16 protein-coding genes are annotated in these 14,394 nt (G+C 56.6%); 7 read left to right on the top strand and 9 right to left on the bottom strand.

The features are described from left to right. Positions 1-71: 71 nt before the first annotated feature. Positions 72-1,349, top strand: coding sequence for a glutamate-5-semialdehyde dehydrogenase (locus E5180_RS04135; protein WP_138923282.1), 1,278 nt, complete (start codon positions 72-74; stop codon positions 1,347-1,349). Here the strand turns inward: E5180_RS04135 and E5180_RS04130 are convergent. Further along, positions 1,346-1,948 (bottom strand): histidine phosphotransferase family protein, encoded by a 603-nt coding sequence (locus E5180_RS04130; protein WP_138923281.1) that lies wholly within the window; start codon positions 1,946-1,948, stop codon positions 1,346-1,348. The two genes, E5180_RS04135 and E5180_RS04130, sit on opposite strands and share 4 nt — an antisense overlap. Before the next feature lie 69 nt (positions 1,949-2,017). Here E5180_RS04130 and E5180_RS04125 point away from each other — a divergent pair, with 69 nt between their 5' ends. The 5 genes from E5180_RS04125 (at position 2,018) to tsf (ending at position 5,995) form a co-directional block, all read left to right on the top strand. Then, positions 2,018-2,221: a DUF3553 domain-containing protein gene (locus E5180_RS04125; protein WP_138923280.1), complete on the top strand. Its 204-nt coding sequence runs from the start codon at positions 2,018-2,020 to the stop codon at positions 2,219-2,221. Positions 2,222-2,320: 99 nt separating this feature from the next. Beyond that, positions 2,321-3,085, top strand: coding sequence for a GNAT family N-acetyltransferase (locus tag E5180_RS04120; RefSeq protein ID WP_138923279.1), 765 nt, complete (start codon positions 2,321-2,323; stop codon positions 3,083-3,085). Next, the gene (locus E5180_RS04115) at positions 3,082-3,936 is read left to right on the top strand and encodes a lysophospholipid acyltransferase family protein (protein ID WP_138923278.1); all 855 of its coding nucleotides are present in this window, start codon (positions 3,082-3,084) and stop codon (positions 3,934-3,936) included. Before E5180_RS04120 ends, E5180_RS04115 begins: the two co-directional genes overlap by 4 nt. A 188-nt stretch (positions 3,937-4,124) precedes the next feature. Next, positions 4,125-4,994: a 30S ribosomal protein S2 gene (gene rpsB, locus E5180_RS04110; RefSeq protein WP_093732281.1), complete on the top strand. Its 870-nt coding sequence runs from the start codon at positions 4,125-4,127 to the stop codon at positions 4,992-4,994. Between the two features lie 125 nt (positions 4,995-5,119). Continuing rightward, on the top strand, positions 5,120-5,995 hold the full coding sequence (gene tsf / locus E5180_RS04105) for a translation elongation factor Ts (RefSeq protein WP_138923277.1): 876 nt from the start codon (positions 5,120-5,122) through the stop codon (positions 5,993-5,995). Positions 5,996-6,083: 88 nt separating this feature from the next. Here the strand turns inward: tsf and aroQ are convergent, their stop codons facing one another. Together aroQ and E5180_RS04095 are read right to left on the bottom strand one after the other, a co-directional pair. After that, on the bottom strand, positions 6,084-6,521 hold the full coding sequence (gene aroQ / locus E5180_RS04100; protein WP_138923276.1) for a type II 3-dehydroquinate dehydratase: 438 nt from the start codon (positions 6,519-6,521) through the stop codon (positions 6,084-6,086). Positions 6,522-6,581: 60 nt separating this feature from the next. Further along, positions 6,582-6,980, bottom strand: a complete 399-nt coding sequence (locus E5180_RS04095) for a rhodanese-like domain-containing protein (RefSeq protein WP_138923275.1) — start codon at positions 6,978-6,980, stop codon at positions 6,582-6,584. 307 nt (positions 6,981-7,287) lie between these two features. On the opposite strand from E5180_RS04095, the gene E5180_RS04090 reads away from it, so the two are divergent. Next, positions 7,288-8,127: a fumarylacetoacetate hydrolase family protein gene (locus E5180_RS04090; protein WP_138923274.1), complete on the top strand. Its 840-nt coding sequence runs from the start codon at positions 7,288-7,290 to the stop codon at positions 8,125-8,127. A 5-nt stretch (positions 8,128-8,132) separates the two neighbouring features. Here E5180_RS04090 and phoB read toward each other — a convergent pair whose 3' ends face one another. From phoB to E5180_RS04060, 6 genes are all read right to left on the bottom strand, one after another. Then, complete coding sequence (gene phoB / locus E5180_RS04085; RefSeq protein ID WP_138923273.1) at positions 8,133-8,822, bottom strand: phosphate regulon transcriptional regulator PhoB; 690 nt, start codon at positions 8,820-8,822, stop codon at positions 8,133-8,135. A 4-nt stretch (positions 8,823-8,826) separates the two neighbouring features. Beyond that, entirely contained in the window at positions 8,827-9,534 is a 708-nt protein-coding gene (gene phoU / locus E5180_RS04080) for a phosphate signaling complex protein PhoU (RefSeq protein WP_138923272.1), read from the bottom strand. A gap of 5 nt (positions 9,535-9,539) precedes the next feature. Beyond that, the gene (gene pstB, locus E5180_RS04075) at positions 9,540-10,337 is read right to left on the bottom strand and encodes a phosphate ABC transporter ATP-binding protein PstB (protein ID WP_093732288.1); all 798 of its coding nucleotides are present in this window, start codon (positions 10,335-10,337) and stop codon (positions 9,540-9,542) included. Between the two features lie 17 nt (positions 10,338-10,354). Next, complete coding sequence (gene pstA / locus E5180_RS04070; protein WP_138923271.1) at positions 10,355-11,695, bottom strand: phosphate ABC transporter permease PstA; 1,341 nt, start codon at positions 11,693-11,695, stop codon at positions 10,355-10,357. Next, positions 11,692-13,191: a phosphate ABC transporter permease subunit PstC gene (pstC, locus tag E5180_RS04065; protein ID WP_138923270.1), complete on the bottom strand. Its 1,500-nt coding sequence runs from the start codon at positions 13,189-13,191 to the stop codon at positions 11,692-11,694. Before pstC ends, pstA begins: the two co-directional genes overlap by 4 nt. Positions 13,192-13,299: 108 nt before the next feature. Further along, entirely contained in the window at positions 13,300-14,340 is a 1,041-nt protein-coding gene (locus E5180_RS04060; RefSeq protein WP_138923269.1) for a substrate-binding domain-containing protein, read from the bottom strand. Positions 14,341-14,394: the final 54 nt, after the last annotated feature.

Below are 14,394 nucleotides of genomic sequence, written 5' to 3'. Positions count from 1 at the left end.
ATGGTTTAAAATCCTCGCCGAAGGCTTTAGGTAGAGAATAACTCGAAATCATAAAAAGCAGTAATTAGGGTATGACCTTGGATATGACACAGACAGACGACATTCCCGCGTTGATGGCAGATATCGGCGCGCGCGCCAAAGCTGCCGCCGCGACGTTGGGCTTTGCCAGTGCCGATCAAAAGCAGACCGCGCTGGAAAAAGCCGCTGATGCTTTGGTCGCGAGCAGCGCCGATATTCTGGCGGCAAATGCCAAAGATCTTGAATTCGGCCGAGACAAGGGGCTGTCCGACGCAATGATGGACCGGCTGCTGCTCGACGACGCACGGATCAGCGCGATTGCCGACAGCTTGCGCAGCATCGCAGCCCAAGATGATCCCGTCGGGCAGGTGCTGACCGAATGGGACCGGCCCACCGGCCTCAACATCCAGCGCGTGCGCACGCCATTGGGCGTCATTGGGGTGATTTATGAATCGCGCCCCAATGTAACAGCCGACGCTGGGGCACTTTGCCTAAAGGCCGGCAATGCCGTGATCTTGCGGGGCGGTTCCGAAAGCTTTCATTCTTCCCGCGCGATCCACGCTGCGCTGGAAGTCGGGCTCGAAGCGGCTGGCCTGCCAGCGGATTCGATCCAGCTGGTGCCTACACGCGACCGTGCGGCCGTCAGTGAAATGTTGACCATGACCGACACGATTGACGTGATTGTACCGCGCGGCGGCAAGGGTCTGGTTGGTTTGGTTCAACGCGAAGCGCGGGTCCCGGTCTTCGCCCACCTCGAAGGGATCGTGCACATCTATATCGATGAAAATGCTGACCCTGAAAAAGTGTTGAAGGTCGTGTTGAACGCCAAAACCCGCCGCACCGGCATTTGCGGATCGGCCGAATGCTTGCTGATTCACGAAAAAGTAGCGCGGACCATGGGCAAGGGTGTGATCAAGGCCCTGCTGGATGCCGGCGTCGAGGTGCGCGCAGACGGGGAGCTATCCGAGATCGAAGGCACCGTGGCAGCGACGCCCGACGATTGGGGTCACGAATATCTTGATATGATCATCGCGGCCAAGACCGTGGGCAGCATTGACGAAGCGATCACCCATATCCGGACTTACGGGTCGAACCACACTGACTGTATCATCACCGAAGACGATGCCGCCGCGACCAAATTTATGACGCGGCTCGATTCAGCGATCCTGATGCACAACGTATCCACGCAATTCGCGGACGGGGGCGAGTTTGGCATGGGGGCAGAGATTGGCATCGCCACGGGTAAGATGCACGCTCGTGGCCCTGTGGGCGCAGAGCAGCTGACCAGCTTCAAGTATCTCGTGCGCGGCGATGGTGCGGTGCGCAGCTAATCCTTGATACTTAGCGTGATTGTTGTCTCGGTCACGATAGACTTTAACTGTTGCCCGCTGTCTTTCACGATGGCGGGCAACAAGCCGAACTGAACCTGAGCAGGCAGCAGCCGCTCTGCCATTGGTCGCCCTGCCAACACACCCCATAGTGCTGCGTTAATATTCAGACGGTCGGCAGTCCCCGTAATATCCCACCCCGTAGTGCGGTGCTCGATTTCGATCCGACCGCCATAGGGCATCCCCGTTTCCAGACAGAGCAGCCCCAAAAACACCATCCGCAGGGCGCTTCGCGAGGGAGCCACCCCCACGGGCCAGATCACCTCCCATTTGGACTGCGCATAGAGGTCGCGTAGGATATCGGTGGTCTCTTGTGCCGCGACAGGCTGCGTAGTGCCACTGCCAAAGGCCACGCGAAAGAACCGCAACCGCGCACTGGCGTTACGCACGCTTTCGTCGATCAACGCGACTTCGGGGCTCATGTTCATGCCCGACATCAAAAGCAGTTCAAGCCCATTGTTGATCGCGCCCACGGGCGATATCAAGTCGTGACAGATACGGCTGCCGATTAACGCGGCGAAATCAGTGTCGGTCTCAGCCATAGGAATACCTCTCTTATAAAGTTGCCCGCGCTTTGAACGGCCGCACTGTACAGCAAAAAGGACGCACGTTTGGAAGACCTCAATGCGATACTGACACCCGGAATGCTGGTACGCCACCCTTCGTATCCCGATTGGGGTGTGGGGCAGGTGCAAAGCAACATCGGCGGCAAGGTCACGGTAAATTTTCGCAGCGAGGGCAAGATCGTGGTCGACAGCTTTCGGGTGATGCTCACCCCTGTCTTTGATGAAGGCTCTTCGTTAGCAAATCGTTAATTTTTCGCGGAAAAGCACCGCTACGCGGTGCAAGCATTGCGCGACAGGCAGTAACTGCCTATTTATCCGCATAATTGCGACCGGAGACGAAACCAGCTCATGACCATTGCAAAAGCGGCAGAGTTCGAAGTCCGTCTGGCGCGCACCCAAGCGGAGCTTCATGCGGCACAGCGGCTGCGCTATGATGTCTTTGTCACCGAACTGGGTGCGGGCGGCTCTTTGGTTGATCACGACAACAGGCTTGAAGTCGATCAATACGACGATTTTGTCGATCATTTGCTGCTTATCGACCGTAAAACCGCGCAGACGGTTGGTGTCTACCGTCTGATCCGCCGCTGCATGGCGACGCGGGCAGGCGGGTTCTATTCCGAAAACGAATATGATTTGACCGCGTTGAAATCCTCTGGGCGTGAAATCCTTGAGCTTGGGCGGTCGTGTCTGCATCCATCCTATCGCGGCGGCATCGCTATGCACCAGCTTTGGGCGGGGCTTGCATCCTATGTGGCGCGCCACGAGATCGAGATCCTGTTCGGCGTGGCAAGCTTTCACGGGACCCAAGCGGATGCTCTCGCAGAGCCTTTGTCGTTGCTGCACCACGCCTATCTTGCGCCCCCCGAACTGCGGGTCACGGCTTTGCCTAAAGCGCGGCAGAAGATGGACCTGATCCCCGCGGATACGCTGAACCGTCGACAGGCGATGGTACAAATGCCCAGCCTGATCAAAGCCTACCTGCGGCTTGGCGGCTGTGTGGGCGAGGGGGCCTTTATCGATCATGACTTTAACACAACGGACGTACTTTTGATGCTCGACACCGCGCGGCTCAGCAAACGGCAGGCCAAGATTTACAGCGGGCAACCCGCGTGAGCGCGGCTTGGGACAGCGCCGATCACCCGGCACTAGACGACATCGGGCCACTGGGGTGGGCGCTGGCGTTGATCCGCGGCCTTGTCCTGGCGACCGTGGTCTTTACAGGGCTGCTGGTCCTGCTAGCCATCCGCCTGATTGAGCGCCCCTTATGCGGGCAAGGCCGCCCCGTCACACCGCATATCACGCAAACGGTCTGTTACATTGCGTTCTGGATCATGGGATTGCGCCGCGAAGTCGTGGGCACGCCCATGCGCCACCGTGGTGCGGTTGTCGCCAATCACACAAGCTGGCTCGATATCTTCAGCCTGAACGCCGCACAGCGGATTTATTTCGTATCAAAGTCTGAGGTCGCCAGCTGGCCCGGCATCGGGTGGCTGGCCAAGGCGACCGGCACGCTGTTCATTGAACGCAGCCCCAAACATGCTCGCAAACAGACCGAGATTTTCCAGCAACGACTGCTTGATAATCACCGGCTGCTGTTCTTTCCTGAAGGCACCAGCACCGACGGCAAGCAAGTATTGCCGTTCAAAACAACGCTGTTTCAATCGTTCTTTGCGCCAGAGCTGCGCGATGCGATCTGGGTTCAGCCTGTCACCGTGCTTTATACTGCGCCGCTTGGGGCCGATCCGCGGTTCTATGGCTGGTGGGGTGACATGAGCTTTGGCGGGCATCTGGTGCGCACGCTGGCGTCCGCGCGGCAGGGGAAAGTGACCACGATCTACCACACGCCACTGGCCGTCGCCGATTTCGACAACCGCAAAACGCTGGCCCAAGCCTGCGAAACACAGGTCCGTAGTGCGCATCCGTCGGTTCGAATAGCAGCCCCAAACACCGCGGAACTGCGCTGAGATAGACGTTTAAGCGGCGAAATATGCGGCTTGAGCCTTGCGAAGCGTTCAAAACCGGACTATACGCGCGTCACTTAAACCCGCAGTCGGGGTTGGGCCTTTGGGGGAGAAATCCTCAAACGTCCGCCGGTTGGTCCCATTCTGGGATCGAGACCCCCGATGAGGCAAAACCGGAAAGGTATAAAGACATGGCTCTTCCTGAGTTCTCCATGCGCCAACTGCTTGAAGCAGGCGTACACTTTGGTCACCAAACACAGCGCTGGAACCCACGTATGGGTCCGTTCATCTACGGCGCGCGTAACGGCATCCACATCATGGACCTTACACAGACTGTTCCAATGCTGGATCAAGCTCTGCAAGTTATCCGTGATACCGTCGCCAAAGGCGGCAGCATTCTTTTCGTTGGTACCAAGCGTCAGGCTGCTCAGCCGATCGCCGACGCCGCAGAGAAATGCGCACAATACTACATGAACCACCGTTGGTTGGGCGGCACGCTGACAAACTGGCAGACTGTTTCCAAATCCATCCAGCGCCTGAAGTCCATCGACGAACAGTCCGAGCGTGGCTTTGGCGGTCTGACCAAGAAAGAGCGTCTTGGCATGGAGCGTGACCAGTTCAAACTGGAAGCATCGCTTGGTGGTATCCGTGAAATGGGCGGTCGCCCTGACCTGATCTTCGTCATCGACGTCAAAAAAGAAGCACTGGCCGTGGCCGAAGCGAACAAACTGGGCATCCCCGTTATCGCTGTTGTCGACACCAACTGCTCGCCCGATGGGATCGACTATATCATCCCAGGCAACGACGACGCTGCACGCGCGATCCACCTGTACTGCGATCTGGCCGCTCGTGCCGCGCTGGACGGTATGTCCGCTCAGCTGGGTGCCGCAGGCGTTGATATCGGTGCGATGGAAGAAGCGCCCGAAGAAGAAGCCCTGATCGACGGTGGCGTCGAAGTTGGCAACGCTTCGGAAGAAACCGTATCGAACGACGCAATGGCCAAAGACGCACCTCTGGATATCGAATCCAAGAAGGAAACGCTGGCCGACGCCAAGTCGTAAGCGACGCGAAAAGAGACGGGCAGGGGGCTGCTTTCCCTGCCTGTCACACCACCACTACATGATTGAGACAGTGGTGCAGGAAGTCCTGCCCCTCAATTTATCCCAATTCAAGGAGAACCAAAGCGATGGCAATTACAGCATCCATGGTCAAAGAACTGCGCGACACAACTGGTGCCGGCATGATGGACGCCAAAAAAGCGTTGACTGAAACTAACGGCGACATGGAAGCCGCCGTTGATTGGCTGCGCACCAAAGGTCTGGCGAAAGCTGCCAAGAAATCCGGTCGTACCGCAGCCGAAGGCCTCGTTGCCGTTAAGGTTGACGGCGGTCGCGGTGTTGCTGTCGAAGTAAACTCCGAAACCGACTTTGTTGGTAAAAACGCAGACTTCCAGAAAATGGTTTCCGGTATCGCAGACGTCGCAACCGGCGTTTCCGACCTTGATGCACTGAACGCGGCTGACATGGGCGGCAAGCCTGTTTCCACCGTCATCACCGACGCCATCGCAAAAATCGGCGAGAACATGTCGGTTCGCCGCATGCAATCCATCGAAGGCGAACAGGTCGTGTCCTACGTGCACAACGCAGTGGCACCTGGCATGGGCAAAATCGGTGTTCTGGTCGCAATGACCGGCGGCAACGAAGAGCTGGGCAAACAGATCGCGATGCACATCGCTGCTGTAAACCCTGCGTCCTTGTCCGAAGCAGATCTGGACCCGGCTGTTGTTGAAAAAGAAAAGCAGGTTCAAATGGATATCGCACGAGAGTCCGGCAAGCCCGAAGCTGTGATCGAAAAAATGATCACCGGTCGTATGCAGAAATACATGTCCGAAGTGACACTGCTGAACCAAGCGTTCGTTGTGAACCCTGACCTGTCCGTAGGTAAGGCCGCAGAAGAAGCAGGCGCGACCATCACCGGTTTCGTCCGTTTGGAAGTTGGCGAAGGCATCGAAGTCGTCAAAGAAGATTTCGCAGCAGAAGTCGCGAAAGCCGCCAAAGGCTAAACTGCAATACAGCAGACAAAGAAAAGGGCGAGGGCGCATCAGCACCTTCGCCCTTTTTCATTTAAAATCAGTTGTTAAGGGGCGGCACTTAAGCCTTCAAATGAACTTTCAGCGCGTCGAGCGCCATTAGATAGCCGGTGGCACCAAAGCCGCAGATTTGGCCCAGTGCCACTGGCGCGATGTAAGACCGATGACGAAACTCCTCGCGCGCGTGGATATTGCTAAGGTGAACCTCGACCACGGGAAGCTCTACCGAAGCGATCGCATCCATTAGTGCAATCGACGTATGGGTATAGGCACCAGCATTCAATATAATCGCAGCATGCTTACCCTTGGCGGCGTGGATCAGATCGATCAGCGCGCCTTCATGATTGGACTGCTCGAACGCGATATCAAACCCCAGCGATTTTGCTTTATCGCTGCATATGGCATGCACGTCGGCCAAGGTCGTTTTGCCATAAACATCGGGTTGGCGCGTGCCAAGCAAGTTCAGGTTCGGACCGTTGAGGATCAGAATGGATGTCATAGTCGTGACCTTGTTGTTACAGTATGATTGTTGGGGCGTAGCATAGGCGCTTTGGCGGAGTTAGTCTTTCTTTTCAGGGAATTCGACCGGACCACCGAGCTTCTCCCACGTTGAGAAACCTTCGCGCAGATGCACCGCGTCAAAGCCCATGTCTTGCAGCGTCGCCGTGGTGATCGCAGAGCGCCATCCAGAGGCGCAGTGAAACACAAAGGTTTTATCCTCGCCGAAGACCTCTTTGAAATACGGGCTATCGGGATCGACCCAGAATTCGATCATCCCACGGGGCGCGTGAAAGCTGCCGGGAATATAGCCGCTGCGCTGGCGTTCACGGATATCGCGCAGATCAACGACCACGACGTCTGGGTCGTTCAGCATCGCGATCAGATCAGGCGTTTCGATCTCGCGGATGCGCGCACGGGCGGCAGCAACCATATCCGCCGAAGACATCTTGAGCGTCATATTCTTCCTTTCACTCTGGGGCTGTTGCCAGTCCGCGTCGCGTCCTGTTGCATCAGCGTTGTCGATGTGGATTATGTCACGCAGAACAACAGGGTAAAGGGAGAAGCAGCGCGGACGCTGAACCGATACTGCGGTGAACAAAATGGGTGTAGATCCGTTAATTTGCAATCAATTTCAACAGATAACCAGTCATATTTGCATCTTTACATCAACCGCAGCGCATCAATATTTTACATAATACTGATTATAGGCTTCAGACAAACCGGCCTCGCTTCACTCTCACGCCCCTTATTAACAGGATAAAATCATGAAACTTTGCCGTATCGAAACCGCCGATGGCATCAAACCTGCGATCGTCGACGCAGATGGTGCCGCGCGTGACCTATCGCAACATCTATCTGACATTGAACTCTCCAGCATGGCACCCGCAGCGCTCGATAAGTTACGCAGCCTGGATGTAACGACGTTGCCCTTGATCTCTGGTCGTTTTGCACCGGTTATCAATGACATACGCCGCATTTTGTGTATCGGACTGAATTATTCAGACCACGCGGCCGAAGCTGGGATGGCTGTACCTGATCATCCCATCCTGTTCAGCAAGCTCTGTGCTGCTACAGGTGCCAATGAACCGATCATCATCCCCAAGGATTCAGAAAAAACCGATTGGGAGGTCGAGCTTGCGGTCGTTATCGGCACCAAGGCGCAGCATGTAACAGAAGCGGATGCGTTATCTCATGTGGCGGGCTACGCGACCTTCAACGACGTGTCAGAACGTGCCTTTCAGACTGAATTCGGCGGTCAATGGGTCAAGGGCAAGTCCTGCGACAGTTTTGCCCCCATCGGCCCGTATCTGGTGACCGCTGATGACGTTCCAGATCCTCAGAACCTTGATTTATGGCTGGATGTGAACGGCACCCGCCGCCAAACCGGCAACACCAGCACAATGGTGTTTTCTGTGGCCGAAATTATCTCTTTTCTCAGCCGTTTCATGACCTTACTGCCCGGAGATGTGATCGCCACTGGCACACCGCCCGGTGTGGGTATGGGGTTCAAACCGCCGATCTATCTACAAACCGGCGATGTGGTCGAGCTTGGCATCGAAGGATTGGGCGATCAACGTCAAGAAGTCATTAAATACAACGGGTAAGCGTCCTAACCTAATGCATAACCTGCACCGCGCACCGTGCGGATCGGATCATCGCCGCCGTGGGACGTCAGCGCTTTGCGCAGACGGGCGATGTGAACATCAACGGTGCGCGTGTCGACATAGATATCGCGCCCCCAAACGTGATCTAGCAACTGGTCACGGCTGAAGACACGGCCGGGCCGCTCAAGCAACGTCACAAGCAAACGGTATTCTGTTGGCCCCAGCTTTAGCTCGTGCGCAGCACGGTTTACACGGTGACGTTCTGGATCAAGCGTAATGTCGGCATAGCTGAGCGCCGCACCGGAGGACGCAGGCCGCACGCGGCGCAGCTGCGTGCGCACGCGGGCCATCAGCTCACGCATCGAATAGGGTTTTACCACATAATCATCTGCGCCCGTTTCCAGCCCGCGCACGGTGTCCACCTCTTCGGATCGTGCCGACAGCATAATCACGGGGATATTGCGCGTATCTTCGCGGGTCTTAAGCTGACGACAGACCTCTATCCCGCTTAGCAGAGGCATCATCCAATCAAGGATAACCAGGTCGGGCAGCGCCTCTGCAACCAGCAGGATCGCTTCCTCGCCATTCTCGGCACGCCGTACGTCAAACCCTTCTGATTCAAGGTTATACGCCAGAATTTCGCGCTGTGCGGGTTCGTCTTCTACCAACAAGATTTGAGGCTGAGCGGCAGACATGGCCCTACCCCTTCAGCTTGGTGGAGGTGTTGTCGGCCTTGGGGCGATCCTCGTCCGGATGGGTACCGGTTACCAGATAGACAACCTGTTCCGCGATGGATGTGACAAGATCGCCCATGCGTTCAACGTTCTTGGCAATGAAATGAAGGTGCATGCACGATGTGATATTGCGCGGGTCTTCCATCATGAAGGTCAGGAATTCGCGAAACAGCGCATTATACATCTGGTCGACGTCTTCGTCCCGCGCGATCACATCCATAGCCAGTTCTGCGTCGCGCTGAACATAGCAATCAAGCGCGTCCTTGAGCATGGATTCAACCGTCTTACACATGCGACGAATGGCACCAGTACTGTCGGCAACAGCAGGAAGCTGCGCCAACACGCTATTTCGCTTGGCCATATTTTTTGCATAGTCGCCAATACGTTCCAAGCTGGCGCTAATCTTTATGACGCTTAGGATCAATCGCAAATCAACAGCCGTCGGCGCACGCAGCGCGATAATACGGGCGGCCCGTTCGTTGATCAGCTCTTCGAGCGCGTCAATGGCTTTGTCCCCGCCGCGCACCTGATCGGCCAGCTCTTCGTCACGGGTTTCCAGCGACTGTGCGGCAAGGCGAATGGCATCTTCGACCATCCCGCCCATTTTCATGATCTGCGCTTGAACGCTTTCCAGGTCACGGTCAAAAGCAGAGGCAATGTGTTGTTCTTGCATGATACTTATCCAATCCGGCCAGTGATATAGCTTTCCGTCCGAGGGTCCTCGGGCGATGTGAAAATCTTGTCAGTCTCACCGAACTCAACCAGATTGCCGAGGTGGAAGAACGCCGTTCTCTGGCTCACCCGTGCGGCCTGCTGCATGGAGTGTGTGACAATCACGACCGAATAATCCTGACGCAGTTCGTCGATCAGCTCTTCGACTTGCGCGGTCGCAATCGGATCCAACGCGGAACAGGGTTCGTCCATCAGCAGAACTTCGGGCTCTGTCGCGACCGCGCGTGCGATACACAGACGTTGCTGCTGACCGCCCGACAGGCCGGTGCCCGGCGCGTGCAGGCGGTCTTTGACCTCGTTCCAGATGGCGCCGCGTTTCAGCGCACGCTCAACGATATCGTCCAGCTCTGACTTATTGCGGGCAAGACCGTGGATGCGGGGCCCATAAGCAACGTTGTCATAGATCGATTTCGGGAACGGGTTAGGCTTTTGGAAGACCATACCGACCTTGGCGCGCAATTGTACCGGATCAACCGCGCTGTCATAGATGTCTTCGCCATCAATCAAGATATCGCCTTTGACAGTGCAGATATCAATCGTATCGTTCATCCGATTGATACAGCGCAGAAAAGTCGATTTGCCACAGCCTGACGGACCGATAAAGGCAGTGACAGTTTTGTCTTGGATATCAACCGACACGTCTTTGATCGCGTGGGTGTCACCATAGTAAACCTGCACGTTGCGGGCGGCGATTTTTGTTTTGTGAGTTGTCACGTCCGTCTCCGAAATTACGTTGTCTTTCATTGCCTTGCCTCTCATTCTTACCAGCGCCGCTCGAACCTGCGCCGCAACATGACGGCGATGGCGTTCATGGTGATCAAAAAGACCAGCAGGATGATGATACCGCCCCAAGCACGTTCATAGAATGCCGGATCAGCGCGTTTCGCCCATTCGTAGATTTGCGCCGGCATGGCAGAGTTGGGGTCCATCAGACCCGATGCAATGCCGTCAGGCGGGTTCGACGCGATAAAGCCCACCATACCGATCAGCAGCAAAGGGGCCGTTTCGCCAAGGGCTTGGGCCAGACCGATGATCGTGCCGGTCAGGATGCCGGGTGCGGCAAGGGGCAGCACGTGGTGGAACACCGATTGCATTTTGGATGCCCCTACCCCCAACGCCGCGTCACGGATACTGGGGGGCACCGACTTCAAAGACGCGCGGGTCGAAATAATGATCGTGGGCAACGTCATCAACGTCAGGACCAGCCCACCCACCAGCGGGGCGGAGTTTGGCAGGTGCATATAGTTGATAAAGACCGCCAGACCCAGAATACCGAACACAATAGACGGCACCGCTGCGAGGTTAGAAATATTCACCTCGATGATGTCTGTCAGCAGGTTCTTGGGCGCGAATTCCTCTAGGTAGATCGACGCAGCGACCCCAATGGGCAGTGCCAGCGCCAGCACTACCAGCATCATGAACAGCGATCCGATCATCGAAACGCCCATGCCGGCGGCTTCTGGCCGTGCGTCCGACGCGTCAGAACCAGTGATAAAGTCGACGTTAAACCGCTTGTCCAGCGCCCCGTCCGCAATCAGCGCATCCACCAGATCAAGCTGCTCTGTGTTGATGCTTTTGTCGTTGGCGATGCTCTCGCGGGTTACACGGCCCTTCAGGTATCCGTCGACGCGGCTGTTGGTCAGGAATTCGAAATCCACCGCAGTCCCGATCAGTTCGGGGTTCGCCAACACAAAGTCGCGCAGCTGTGCCGCCGCATCTTTAGAGATGATCGCACCCATTTCCTTGGGCTTCAAATCTGTGGTGATCCCGGCTTTTGCGACTTTGGCATCCAGTGCGGCAGCCATCAACGGAGCATAGCCAAAGGTCGAGACCTTCTTGATCTCTTCGATGTCACGATTACCGGTTTTGTCCAGCTTTTCCTCAAGCAGCTGAACGTTCAGCGTCAGAAATGTCTGTTGAAACGCTCCTGCGCCGCGGCCGATGATTGTGGTCAGCAAGATCGCAAGCATCAGCAGGCCGACAGCAATGGCGGCGATGCCATAGGCTTTGAACCGGGCTTCGGCGCGGTTGCGTTTTACAGTACGTGCATCTGGTTTCAGCAGCGATTGGCGCGGCTTTGCGGGGTTGGGCATATCGGTCATTCGTACTGCTCCCGGTATTTGCGCACGATCAGAAGCGCTAGAACGTTCAGCCCCAAGGTTAACACAAACAGCGTCAGACCAAGGGCAAAGGCGACCAGCGTTTCAGGGCTGGCAAAGTCGGTATCCCCTGTCAGCTGGCTGACAATGCGGGTGGTGATGGTGGTCATCGCATCAAGCGGATTGCCCGAGATGCGGGCGATAGCCCCTGCCCCCAGCACAACGATCATCGTCTCGCCGATGGCACGGCTTGCCGCGAGCAACACGGCCCCCACGATGCCCGGCAGTGCGGCAGGAAGCACAACTTGGCGGATGGTTTCCGAATGGGTTGCCCCCAGACCGAACGACCCGTCGCGCATCGACTGTGGTACCGCGTTGATGATGTCATCGCTGAGCGACGAGACAAACGGGATCAGCATGATGCCCATGACCAGCCCTGCCGTCAGAACAGATGTGGCCCCACTCATCCAGTCGACACCCAGCAGTCCGTCGTCGCCACGCCCAAAGACTTTGACCAGAAACGGACCGACCGTCAGCAGGGCAAACAGACCGTAAACGATGGTCGGGATGCCCGCGAGGATTTCTAACAGGGGTTTGGCAAAGGCGCGTACTTTGCTGTTGGCGTATTCAGACAGGTAGATCGCGGCAAAAAGACCGATCGGCACAGCCACCAGCAAAGCGATGATCGAGATATACAAGGTGCCCCACAGCAGCGGCAGGATCGACAGTTCACTGTCGCCACGAAAGTTCGGAGCCCATGTCGTGCCTAGGAAGAAATCCTGCCACGGATGCAGGCGGAAGAAGTTCAATGTCTCGAACAGCATCGACAGCACGATGCCCACGGTTGTCAGGATCGCCAGCGACGCAGCAAGGATGAGCAACCCCAGCAGAAACCGTTCAACCGTATTGCGCGCCCGAAAATCAGCGCGCGCGGTGCGCAGCGCGATAAACATCCCGCCCAATACAAGCACGCTGATCACAGCGATCATCAGCCAACGGCCGGTGACCTCCATGCTGCGATAGCGTTGCGCTGCCGCCAGTACCTCTGGCGTGACGTCAGAGCCAAGTGCAACGCCGTTCCCCGCCAGAAGCGCACGTACATCGGTGGCGGTCACATCCAAATCGCGGGCGCTGTCGGCATCCAGCGTGCCGCTTTGCACGGCAGCATCCAGCCCGTTGGCCACGCGGCGCACGTCGCTCATGACCAGATTGACCGAAGACCCTTCGTTCACGGCACTTTGCGGGATCATGTCGATCACCGCGTTCTGGATCAGCATCGGCTGGACCAGCATCCAGATCGCCAGCACAAACAGCGCCGGAATGGCGGTGAGCATCGCGGCGTTATAGCCATAATAATTCGGGAGGGAGTGCAGCTTGCGCGAATCGCCCGAAACAGACGACATGGCCCGGCTGCGTACCAGACCAAAGGCAAGGACTGTTAATATCAAAACAACGACAACTAAGAGCGTGGTTGAACCCACATTGAATAAATCGCGCATGGTGGCCCTCGGTCGTGGCCTGTGTCAGGCCATCATTGTTTGGAAAGTATCAGTCGGCAGCAAAAAACCGGAGACGCCTTGCAGCGCCTCCGGATCGCAAGGCAGGGTTTAGGAACCGCTGCCCAATACAGTTTCGTCAGCAACAACCGACTGTGTTTTCGCCAGCTCTGGATCGGCAACCAGACCGTATTCGGCCAAAGGACCGTCGGGGCCTGCAATCTCGTCCGCCACGAAGAATTCAGCGTATTCTTTCAAGCCTGGGATCACGCCGATGTGTGCTTTCTTGACGTAAAAGAACAGCGGGCGCGATACCGGGTAGTCGCCGCTCGAGATGGTTTCAACTGTGGGCTCGACGCCGCCCATGTTGGCAACGGTTAGCTTGTCTGTGTTGTTCTCGTAGAACGCCAGACCGAATACGCCGATGCCGTCTTTGTTGCTTTCGATGCGGGCAAGCGTTTCGGTGTAGTCACCGTCAATGTCCACGGACACACCATCGGTGCGCAGGGAAATACATGCTTTTTCAGCCGCTTTCTTGTCGTCGCCGTTCGCTGCTTTGAAAGCTTCGAAATCGCCAGTGGCTTCACAGCCTGCCAGGATCACTTTTTCTTCGAAAACTTCGCGCGTGCCATGCTTCGTGCCGGGGATATAGGCTTGGATCGGCTGGTCGGGGAAGCTGGCATTGACGTCGGACCACATTTTGTTGGGGTTGGCGACAATGCTTCCGTCTACAACAACTTCGGCGGACAGCGCTTTGTACCAGTCTTCTGGGGTGAATTCGAACGTGTTGCCGTTAATGTCAGAAGCGAACACGATCCCGTCATAGCCGATCTGAACTTCGATGATGTCTGTCACACCGTTTGCAGCGCAGACTTCAATTTCGGAGTCTTTGATCTGGCGCGAGGCGTTTGCTACGTCGATTGTGTTTTCGCCCACACCTTCACAAAAACGCTTGAGACCCGCCGAGGAGCCACCGGATTCAACAACAGGTGTCGGAAAATCGAAGTTTTCGCCAAAGGCTTCGGCAACGATGGACGCATAGGGCAGAACAGTGGACGAACCGGCAACCTGTACCTGATCACGCGCGGCAGCGGCAGTTGCGGATACGGCGGCAATGGCCAGCGCGGAAGTGGTGATTTTAACGAGCGACATGATGTCTCCTGTCAGCTTAGAATTGTCTGACCACCCCCATGGTGATCTTGCCGC

Source organism: Sulfitobacter sp. BSw21498 (genome assembly GCF_006064855.1).
In the GTDB taxonomy this organism is placed as follows: domain Bacteria; phylum Pseudomonadota; class Alphaproteobacteria; order Rhodobacterales; family Rhodobacteraceae; genus Sulfitobacter.
Note: the sequence above shows the minus strand (reverse complement) of the source record. Positions and strands in the feature narration are given on the sequence as shown.

Bases quoted from the DNA above. Each gene is read 5' to 3' on its own strand.
- pstA (WP_138923271.1), bottom strand. From the start codon at position 11,695: ATGACCGATATGCCCAACCCCGCAAAGCCGCGCCAATCGCTGCTGAAA.
- pstC (WP_138923270.1), bottom strand. From the start codon at position 13,191: ATGCGCGATTTATTCAATGTGGGTTCAACCACGCTCTTAGTTGTCGTT.
- E5180_RS04120 (WP_138923279.1), top strand. From the start codon at position 2,321: ATGACCATTGCAAAAGCGGCAGAGTTCGAAGTCCGTCTGGCGCGCACC.
- phoB (WP_138923273.1), bottom strand. From the start codon at position 8,822: ATGTCTGCCGCTCAGCCTCAAATCTTGTTGGTAGAAGACGAACCCGCA.
- tsf (WP_138923277.1), top strand. From the start codon at position 5,120: ATGGCAATTACAGCATCCATGGTCAAAGAACTGCGCGACACAACTGGT.
- E5180_RS04090 (WP_138923274.1), top strand. From the start codon at position 7,288: ATGAAACTTTGCCGTATCGAAACCGCCGATGGCATCAAACCTGCGATC.
- E5180_RS04135 (WP_138923282.1), top strand. From the start codon at position 72: ATGACCTTGGATATGACACAGACAGACGACATTCCCGCGTTGATGGCA.
- E5180_RS04060 (WP_138923269.1), bottom strand. From the start codon at position 14,340: ATGTCGCTCGTTAAAATCACCACTTCCGCGCTGGCCATTGCCGCCGTA.
- phoU (WP_138923272.1), bottom strand. From the start codon at position 9,534: ATGCAAGAACAACACATTGCCTCTGCTTTTGACCGTGACCTGGAAAGC.
- E5180_RS04095 (WP_138923275.1), bottom strand. From the start codon at position 6,980: ATGACGCTCAAGATGTCTTCGGCGGATATGGTTGCTGCCGCCCGTGCG.
- E5180_RS04130 (WP_138923281.1), bottom strand. From the start codon at position 1,948: ATGGCTGAGACCGACACTGATTTCGCCGCGTTAATCGGCAGCCGTATC.
- pstB (WP_093732288.1), bottom strand. From the start codon at position 10,337: ATGAAAGACAACGTAATTTCGGAGACGGACGTGACAACTCACAAAACA.
- rpsB (WP_093732281.1), top strand. From the start codon at position 4,125: ATGGCTCTTCCTGAGTTCTCCATGCGCCAACTGCTTGAAGCAGGCGTA.
- aroQ (WP_138923276.1), bottom strand. From the start codon at position 6,521: ATGACATCCATTCTGATCCTCAACGGTCCGAACCTGAACTTGCTTGGC.